Annotated in this window: 6 protein-coding genes; 2 read left to right on the top strand and 4 right to left on the bottom strand. The window is 39.0% G+C overall.

The annotated features are described in order from the left end of the window. Nucleotides 1-45 precede the first annotated feature (45 nt). From DER53_RS11730 to DER53_RS11715, 4 genes are all read right to left on the bottom strand, one after another. Nucleotides 46-1443, bottom strand: a complete 1398-nt coding sequence (locus DER53_RS11730) for a Mur ligase family protein (RefSeq protein ID WP_062754352.1) — start codon at nt 1441-1443, stop codon at nt 46-48. An 18-nt stretch (nt 1444-1461) separates the two neighbouring features. After that, on the bottom strand, nt 1462-2862 hold the full coding sequence (locus DER53_RS11725; protein ID WP_062754354.1) for a UDP-N-acetylmuramoyl-tripeptide--D-alanyl-D-alanine ligase: 1401 nt from the start codon (nt 2860-2862) through the stop codon (nt 1462-1464). A gap of 988 nt (nt 2863-3850) precedes the next feature. After that, nucleotides 3851-4681 (bottom strand): formate/nitrite transporter family protein, encoded by an 831-nt coding sequence (locus tag DER53_RS11720; protein ID WP_062754356.1) that lies wholly within the window; start codon nt 4679-4681, stop codon nt 3851-3853. A gap of 446 nt (nt 4682-5127) precedes the next feature. Further along, nucleotides 5128-5403, bottom strand: coding sequence for a hypothetical protein (locus DER53_RS11715; protein WP_062754358.1), 276 nt, complete (start codon nt 5401-5403; stop codon nt 5128-5130). Between the two features lie 600 nt (nt 5404-6003). Here DER53_RS11715 and DER53_RS11710 point away from each other — a divergent pair. Both DER53_RS11710 and DER53_RS11705 read left to right on the top strand, forming a co-directional pair. Continuing rightward, entirely contained in the window at nt 6004-7389 is a 1386-nt protein-coding gene (locus tag DER53_RS11710) for an amino acid permease (protein ID WP_062754360.1), read from the top strand. Between the two features lie 269 nt (nt 7390-7658). Beyond that, complete coding sequence (locus tag DER53_RS11705; RefSeq protein ID WP_062754362.1) at nt 7659-9704, top strand: molybdopterin oxidoreductase family protein; 2046 nt, start codon at nt 7659-7661, stop codon at nt 9702-9704. The last annotated feature ends 31 nt before the right edge of the window (nt 9705-9735 follow it).

Genomic DNA, 9735 nt, shown 5'->3' with positions numbered 1-9735 from the left:
TTTCATTTATAAAATTTCATTTTTTGATATCGCATGAAATTTGAGTTAAGGCATTATTGCCCGTTTTAACTTTTGGAAGGAGTCCTGAACCATGACGCGATGAGGGATTTTAAGAAGCACGACAGAGTCCTGGTTTAAAAAAGGCTTAAGGATTTGATAGATTTCCGTTCCGCTGCTGCAAAAATAAACGTTGCTTGGATCCATTCCGAGTTCTAGAGCTTTTCTTCCGATTTCCTTCGCTTCATCCCCCACGACAAACAGGTAGTCAACCTGTGTTTCCACCACTTTTTCGCCTATCCTCGCGTATTGTTGCCTTGCAAATTCACTCTCCCCAAGCTGGGGCATATATCCCAAAATCGCGATCTTCGTTTTCGAGCCGGAGGTTTCTTGAAGTACTTCAAGTGCGGACGCCATGGAAAGAGGAGCTGCATTCCATGTATCGTCAATGATGGTGCATCCGCCTGCTCCGTGACGGAATTGCAGATGTTCTTTCATCTGTTCAAACGATGCCAATCGTTCGCAACATTCCTCTACACTCATGCCCGCGCTAGATGCGGCCGCGATAGAAGCAAGGGCGTTGTATACATTAGGCTTGCCGTAACCCGGTACAAAAACCTCGTAAGTTTGATCTTGGTGCTTAAGAGTGAACTGCATTCTGCCATCCACGTAGCGGACATCTTTGGCTTGAAAATGGCATCCGTCACTGAAGCCAAAATAGATGACCTGTTGAAATCCGCTAACATCGAGAACCTTTTTTATGTTACTGTCATCAGCGTTTAAGATGATAATCCCTGTCTTCGGATCTAATCCGTTTATGATTTCGGCTTTCGCCTTCATATAGGCTTCCGGTGTTTTGCAATCCTTTAAATGGTAGACATCAATGTTTAACAAGACTCTGATTTGGGGTTGGAAATATTGAATGGTGTTGGCCAAATAACCTGGGGAAGCAACAGGCATTTCAAAAACAGCTGCTTGTGTCTCATCATCAATACCGAGCAAATACTTTAAATTAAGGGATCTTTGATTATTGCTGAGAAAGGTGGATTGGACTTTATAATATTTTCTTAATATATGCTTTACCATTTCTTTGGTCGTTGTCTTGCCACAGGTACCAGTGATGCCGATAATCGGGATGTCAAAAAGATGGCGATAATAGTTAACAAACTTCCAATAGGCCTCCTCTATATTTGGTACTTTAATAATCATGACATCCTTACCTATATCTTGGAAATAATCAGGATTATCTGTAACAACGACGACCGATTTGTACTTTTGAAATAATTTCCTGTCAATTTTCATATCGTTGTAACGGTAAAACAGCATCGTTTGGTCTTTCATTTTTTTGGGTCGATAGACGACATTTTGTATCAAGGGATTGCCGGATCCTTGTATGACAGTACCGCCTATCACCGCAAGAATTTCCTGGAGATATAAACTTTTCATGCGCATTCTCCCCTTTATTCATGAAACGATGATTTTCGCCTTTAGTTCTTTAAATGAGTCCTGAACCATGACACGGTGAGGGATCTTGAGAAGCACGATCGCTTCCTCGTTTAAAAGAGGGTGAAGAATCTCATAGATTTCCGTCCCGCTGTTGGAAAAATAAACTTTACTTGGATCCATCCCGAGTTCTAGGGCTTTTCTTCCGATTTCTTTCGCTTCATCCCCCACCACAATGAGAAAATCCACTTGTGTTTCGATTACTTTCTCTCCCATCTTGGCATACTCTTGCCGTGCATACTCTCCATCCCCTAACTGGGGCATATATCCTAAAAGAGCGATTTTCGTTTTGGAACCGGCAATTTCTTTCATTACTTGAAGAGCGTTTGCCATAGAAAGAGGAGTTACATTCCATGTATCGTCAATGACGGTGCAACCACCGAGCCCGGAATGGAACTCCAAATGTTCGATTACTTGATTGAACGACGCCAATCGCTCGCACGCTTCCTTTATATCCACCCCTGCACTCCACACCGCTGCGATGGCGGCAAGCGCATTATACACGTTATGTTTGCCATACCCTGGCACAAAGACGGGATAGGTTTGATTTTGATGACGGAGCGTAAACCTCATACCTCCTCGGTCATAGGCAACATCCGTTGCTTGAAAATCGCATCCGTCGCTGAAGCCGAAATAGAGAATGATGTTGCGGAATTTACTCACATCAATTTTTTTGATGTTCTCGTCATCCGCATTTATGATGAGAGTTCCGTTCACCGGATCTAAATCATGCAGGATTTCCGCTTTCGCCTCCAGATAACGTTCCGGAGTTTTACATCCCACCAAATGATACACGTCAATGTTTAACAAAATCCTTATCTGTGGGCGAAAATATTTTATATAAAAAGTGATATCCCCTGGGGAGTCTACGCCCATTTCAATCACGGCTGCTCCTGTTGTCTCATCAATTCCAAGAAGATAACGATGATTTCGATGACCGCCGTTGAAACTCTTATAAGTAGCTTGGACTTTATAACGTTTTTCAAGAATATGTTTAATCATTTCTTTTGTTGTTGTTTTACCGCAGGTTCCTGTTACCCCTATAATGGGGATATCAAAAAGGCTGCGGTAATAATCAATGAACTTCCAATAGGCCTCATCTACATCTTCTACTTTTATGACAATCACATCATCGCCAAGATGGTTAAAGTCTTGTGGCTTTTCCGTTACAACAACAATAGGTTTATATTTTTGAAACAGCTTGGAGCGGATTTTTCTTTTTGTATATAAATCAATGAGCAGTGTATGATTATCTACCTTATAGCGTTTCGTTACCACATTCTTAATGAGAGGATTTCCCGTTCCTTGCACCAATGACCCGCCAATTTGAGCAACAATCTCGTTTAGATAAAGCCATTTCATATACGTTTCCTCTCTTCCTCATTTTCTCGGTGTGTAATATTGTATACATGCGATTGTGATGTGGTTACTGTATATTGGGCGGGAGCCTATTTATACGACCCGGCATTAAACAGATTTTAAGACATGATACGGCAATCAGATGTGAAAGGTTTGTGCCATTTCCCATCTGAAAATGAATGAAGCACAACATCTGCCGCAATGTTCTGAGCATTGTGCCTAAGTACGCTTATTTAAAACTAAATAAAAAATGGTCTACTGTATCTGCCAGTAGACCACCATCATAGATTGCTTGCCAAGAAAAAACGAGAATATAACCTAAAAAATCGGAATAAGACTTCTGTTTTGTAAGACCATGCATATTCATTGTTCAAATTGAACCTCATGTCCATCCCCAGGTTTTCGAGCCTAATTATTGATAAAAAGGCACCTTTCAGTAAAAAAACGTTTAATATATAGTAGCTTGGCTAAATGAAAAACATCAGAAAGGAGCATTCCTCCCGTCTTGGAAACCATATGCAGTGACTAAAAAACACACTTCCAAACGGGGAACATGATTTCCAATTTTGTTATTAAACGTGTAATGCCTAGCGAAACTGCCCCTCTTTTACCGGATTACCCCCTGATTTTGAGAACACCCTATCTGATTTAAGGTTATTCATGAACCTCTCCCACCTACACTCCGTTTGAAGGTGGGAGTTTTTACTAAATTCATCAAAGAAGCTCCGACGAAGAAGAAGGACTCCTTCCCCTACTCGGATGAACCCATCGGAAGCCTTTTCGACGGAATAGTAAGCAACATCAGTTTTTCAAGTTTCCCATTATGAATACCGATGGACAATTCAATTTTTCCATTTTCATGGATGTTGAAGCCGTTTTTTTACATATTTCGTGAAGTCAATTGCAGAGGATTGGAAATTTTCTTTTTCCATATTTTCAATCGTCATTCATCATTTTGAACAAAATAGTTTGAGTATGGGCTGGCATTTCATCATTTGTTTAAAATTTTCTCTTTATGAAACAAGTATCCAACTGACTGTTTTGCTGAAACGTGCCCTTCTTTTTGAGATGTCAAATATGTATACAACGCTCCCATAAACAGGGCACCGCCGACAATATTGCCTAGTGTAACAGGAATAATGTTATGCACCACTCCTGCTAAATCGATCGCCGCTGGATGCGGGACTGCTAATGCAATTGAAAAGAGGACGAAATTGGCAATGGAGTGTTCGTATCCAGAAGCAAAAAAGATAAAAACAATAAGAATCATCGAAAATACTTTTGCCATATCCTCTTTCATTTGCATGGGAATAAAAATCGCTAAACAAACAAGCCAGTTACAGAGAATTCCTTTAAAAAAGAGCTGCATCGTTGTTGCATGCATTTTTTTCGCCGCCACAAGAAATAATAAATGGTCTTGTGGAATATGATCAAAAACACCGGATTGCGAAATAAGAAAAGCGAAAAATACAGCACCTAATAAATTACCGCTATAACATGCAAGCCAATTCCGCAACGTATCTTTGATTGTCGTTTCTTTGTGCAAAGTACTGATTGTAAAATACATCGTATTACCAGTAAATAGTTCTGCGCCACCGTACATAATTAATACTAAGGCGATTCCGAAAAAAATACCGCTTACTAAATAAGTAGCAGGAGAATTCGCTTCACGGAAAAATTCACCTACACGAAAACAAAGAACAAGTGCAAATCCGATGTACACCCCTGCCAAAGCAGCCCGCATCACATATTGAACAAGGGAACGATCGAGAATGGTTCGTTTTTTTACAGCCAACTCTTTACATTTTTGAACTGCTTCCATTTCTCCGACACTTCTCTTTCATTCTATTTTGTGATTTTTTTCACATTCTTTACGATATATAACATACGCCCTTCCCACCTATTTTTCAACATATCGATGGAAATGTTAAAATAAATGTCAACAATTCCATTTGTAACCGTTTACTAAAAAAATAATCGTTGCAAATTCAATAATAGTTGTTTTAATATAACTAAGATATTAGTAGTTCTTTTCCAAGCATGATCTTGCTTCTCTAACACGTATTAATAAATTCATTTTTCAAGCATGTACAAAGTTTCGAAAAAGAGGAGTGTCTTCGTGTGGTAGAAAGCCCCATCGAATGGTTCCGATGGGGCTTTTAACTATTTCAATCAATCGATTTTTAATTCCGCTAGCAAGGGATTGATTTCGTTCATCCAGATATCCTGCCAAAATATCTGTAGTTTGAATGCATTTTTGTGCATTTTTTATGAAAAACCTTTACAGCGGGACTGAATTTCATCTAAATCCGCTATGAGTTGCTTTATTTCTTCTTGTGACAATTTCACAGGCATTTGATCGTAAAGAATGAGTAGCTGTCCTTCTTCCTCATTTTGATGATTTTTCAGATAGTCTAACAGATGCTGCAGCTGATGTGGTTGGAGGACAGATTCAACAAAAAACTGTTTGAACTTTTGGATGGTAAAAACGTTCATTTCATTGTCATATTCACCGGAAATAATGCGCCCTTCGATCCATGGCATGCCTGTTTTTCCTCCAGTTTTTGTTTTTATTAGTATTCCCTAAAAAATCATTTTTTATCAAATTGCCGCTATTTCCCGCACGAATTCGCTTCCTTGCAAATAGTCTTAAAAGCGGCACTTTCTTGCAATCCATCGCTCTCCCGCCAAATTCCAACCTTCCACATCTTATAAAAGGAATTGCACTTCTTCATCTTTCACCGCATACCGTTTGCCCCCTCGCATTTTGTAGCCAGAAGCGGTCGACCAACATTACATATCAGTGTAAAACCATATATAGAAAAAGCCTTCTACAAATATACAAGATTAATTGTATAACAATGAGTTTGGGACATACTCTTGACAAACAAAAGGACATTATTATATTTTAAAAACATATATTTTATACTTAACTGCACAAAAGCGCAAAAGCATAAAAGCATAGAAGCATAGAAGCGTTTAAGTGAAAAAGTTTCGAAAAGGAATATATTAAAATGAAAAAACAACCTTTGTCTTAACAATCTTTGGTCATTATTTTACCTTTTCTTTCTAGCATGTTTATTTCAGTTTTAGAATTCTATCATTGTTTGTAAATAATTATTGCGACAGAAAGGCAGGACAAACATGGAAAAAAATCATCAAGATTTAAAGAAAGGTTTATTACCTAGGCACGTCCAGTTTATTGCTCTAGCAGGCATGATTGGAACGGGTATTTTTAAAGGAAGTTCAGATACGTTAAATATAGCGGGGCCAAGTGTCGTTTTTGCTTACTTATTAGGAGGTTTATTATTATTTATTGTGATGGCGGCATTGGCGGAGATGGCCATTGTCTACCCCAACTTAAACGTTCAGCATCTTGTATATAAAGCGTTTGGATTTCATACATCCTTTATCGTAGGATGGCTTTATTGGATCAACTGGACGATTGTCACCATTGTCGAAATTTTAGCGGCGGGAAGCTTCCTAAAATATTGGTTTCCATCCATACCTTTATGGCTTTTAAGTTTCCTTTGTACCGTCTTGATCGTCGGAATTAACTTGTTTCATGTAAAGTACTATGGGGAGATTGAGTTTTGGTTCGCAGGAATCAAAATTATCGCATTAACCGCTTTTATTATTTTAGGTTTTTGTATTTTAGTAGGAATCATTCCAAGTGCTATTGACAATCCTTTGTCTAACTATACGGAACACGGTGGGTTCTTTCCACATGGAATCGAAGGAATGCTGAGCGCCTTTTTAGTCGTCATCTTTTCATATGGCGGGGCAGAATTGATTGGTGTTACTGTTACAGAAACAAAAGACGCAGAGAAGGTATTGCCAAAAGTAATCAAGGGAACCGTATGGAGAGTCATTCTTTTTTATATTCTTCCTATTCTTATTATATGTGGTTTAATGCCATGGAACAAAGTTTCGGGGGAAGACAGTCCATTTGTTCAAGTATTGAGCATCACAGGGCTGCCTGGAGCAGCACATATCATGAATTTTGTTCTTTTAACAGCCGTTTTATCAGCAGCAAACACGGGGATCTATGCAACTTCGAGAATGTTATATTCCATGGCTCAAAACGGTGAAGCTCCAAAAAGGTTATTAAAGATTTCCAAACAAGGAATACCGATAAACGGCATTATGATCGTCACCATATGTATATTGATTGGGGTATTTTTCGCTTATATGACTCCAGATCAAGTCATCAGCTATCTAATGACGATACCTGGATTTACGGTTCTTTTAGTATGGATGAGCATTTGCTTGGCACAACTAAAGCTCCGTTCCCATTATAAGGAGAAACCGTTCTTCCAAGTAAAATGGTTTCCATATACAACTATTTTAGCAATCGTATCTTTATTGATCATTTTCATCTCTTTTCTATTTAATAAAGATAATATCATCGGTTCTACCGTTTGCCTTATCATATTAGTACTGCTTGCCACATTTTCTTTTTTGAACAGAAACGGAAGAGAAAAAAACAGTGAATATAAAGGAAAAAAGAGGCTGGTGCAAAATCTCTAAAATTTGGATATTATAGGTTTTGTGGGTTGTATTTCTAAAAAACACAGCCATTCCTAGTTATTATTTATGGCAATATCTTGTTATTAGCATAAAAAAACTCAGATTGAATAGTAAGCCTTAGTAAAATGGGACAAGGAAAAAACACCTCCTGAATCGAAGTATAACTTCATTCGATTGATGGAGGTGTTTGTCTTTATGGAGACAAGAGTTTTTAAATTAACAAAATAGTATTATGATAGATATAACCAGATTATGAAAGGAGCCTATATATGCATTCATTTGTAAAGCAGCCAACAGGTGTATTTCCATCGGTTTGTCCTCTGGATTGCCCTGATCAATGTGGGTTACTGGTACATAAACAAGATGGAAAAATTGTAAAAATACAGGGAGATCCGAATCATCCTGTGACAAAGGGAAATATATGCAATAAAGTACGGAATATGACTGAACGAATCTACGATCCAAAGCGCTTAAAATATCCAATGAAACGTACGGGAGCTAAAGGAGAAGGGAAATTTGAACGGATAAGCTGGGACGAAGCGATTGAGACAATTACTGCCAAATGGAAAGAGCTGATTGAAACAGATGGGCCTGAAAGCATTCTTCCGTATAGCTTTTATGGCAACATGGGAAGGCTCAGCGCTGAAGGAATGGACCGGCGGTTTTTTCATCGGTTGGGCGCCTCCCTGCTCGATCGGTCAATTTGTTCGTCAGCTGGCTCGGAAGGCCTTAAATATACAATGGGAGGCGGCTTTGGAATAGACCCTGAAGATACTATTCATTCAAAATTAATCATCTTCTGGGGAATCAATGCTGTAAGCACAAACATGCATCAAGTTGTGCTTGCGCAAAAAGCTAGAAAGAATGGAGCAAAGATTATTGTCATTGACGTACATAAAAATCAAACCGGCCAATTCGCAGATTGGTTCATTCCAATATTGCCGGGTACCGATGCTGCTCTTGCACTGGGCATGATGCATATTTTATTTGCCGAAAACATGGTAGACAACGATTTCTTGAAGAAGTATACAGTCGGACATGAAGAATTGCGTGAGCATGTTGTCCAGTACGATCCCATCACTGTTTCTGGAATAACAGGTGTTCCCGTTGAAGATATTTATAAACTAGCCAGAATGTATGGCCAAATCACGCCTTCCTTTATTCGAATCGGCAATGGTCTTCAGCATCATGACAATGGGGGCATGTGTATTCGTACCATTGCTTGTCTTCCTGCCCTGACAGGACAATGGCTTGTAAAAGGCGGCGGTGCCATCAAATCAAATAGTGGTTATTTGGCCCTTAATACAAGGGGCTTGCAACGCCCGGATTTGTTGCAAAATAAACATACACGAATCATAAACATGAATCTGCTCGGCCAAGCATTATTGGAATTAGACCCACCGATAAAATCATTATTTGTGTACGGGACAAACCCTGCGGTTGTTGCACCGAATAGCAATAAAGTAAGAAAAGGTCTGGCAAGGGAAGATCTCTTTGTCGTTGTGCATGACTTATTTTTGACAGAAACAGCAAAATACGCAGATATTGTACTTCCTGCAACATCTTCATTCGAAAATACGGATCTTTATACATCATACTGGCACCATTATGTTCAAATTCAGCAGCCAGTTATTGAACGATATGGGGAGTCCAAATCAAATGTCGAAGTGTTCCAATTGCTTGCGAAAAAAATGGGATTCGAGGATCCATGTTTATATGAGACAGAAGCTGAAATGATTTCGCAAGCCCTAGATAACCCAAACAATCCTTACCTTGAAGGAATCGATTATGAAACATTGATTAAAAAGCAGTATGTAAAAGCAAATGTAAAACCATTGTTGCCAGGAAAACTGCCAACACCTAGCGGAAAAATTGAACTTTATTCAAGGAAGATGGAACAAGATGGCTACCCTCCTTTGCCAACCTATACGCCACTTGCTAACGATGGAGACTTTCCATTTTTGTTTGTGCCTGGTCCTAACCATAATTTTTTAAACACAACCTTTTCTAATAATGAAAAACACATTTCTTTTGAAAAAGAACCACGTTTGCATATGAATATCAAAGATGCTTTATCGAAGGGGATCAAGGATGGGGATCAAGTTCGAGTGTGGAACAATCGAGGAGAATGTATATTGAAAGTTTCTATTGGAGAAGACGTGCTTCCAGGTGTCGTTGTCACTCAAGGACTCTGGGCCGATTCCCCAGGTACGAAACATCTGGTAAATTCTCTTACTCCTGACCGAGTTGCCGATATGGGCAATGGAGCGACTTTCTTTTCAGGGAGGGTGAATGTGGAGAAAGTTTTGGATTGAAGAAAAAGGAAAAATTTGAACATATCCCTGT

This window comes from Parageobacillus toebii NBRC 107807, from assembly GCF_003688615.2.
In the GTDB taxonomy this organism is placed as follows: domain Bacteria; phylum Bacillota; class Bacilli; order Bacillales; family Anoxybacillaceae; genus Parageobacillus_B; species Parageobacillus_B toebii.
The sequence above is the reverse complement of the archived record's forward strand: the minus strand, read 5'-3'. Positions and strand labels throughout refer to the sequence as shown.

What these genes read in the sequence shown, in the direction of transcription:
- DER53_RS11715 (WP_062754358.1), bottom strand. Translation starts at nt 5,403, where the DNA reads ATGCCATGGATCGAAGGGCGCATTATTTCCGGTGAATATGACAATGAA.
- DER53_RS11705 (WP_062754362.1), top strand. Translation starts at nt 7,659, where the DNA reads ATGCATTCATTTGTAAAGCAGCCAACAGGTGTATTTCCATCGGTTTGT.
- DER53_RS11725 (WP_062754354.1), bottom strand. Translation starts at nt 2,862, where the DNA reads ATGAAATGGCTTTATCTAAACGAGATTGTTGCTCAAATTGGCGGGTCA.
- DER53_RS11720 (WP_062754356.1), bottom strand. Translation starts at nt 4,681, where the DNA reads ATGGAAGCAGTTCAAAAATGTAAAGAGTTGGCTGTAAAAAAACGAACC.
- DER53_RS11730 (WP_062754352.1), bottom strand. Translation starts at nt 1,443, where the DNA reads ATGAAAAGTTTATATCTCCAGGAAATTCTTGCGGTGATAGGCGGTACT.
- DER53_RS11710 (WP_062754360.1), top strand. Translation starts at nt 6,004, where the DNA reads ATGGAAAAAAATCATCAAGATTTAAAGAAAGGTTTATTACCTAGGCAC.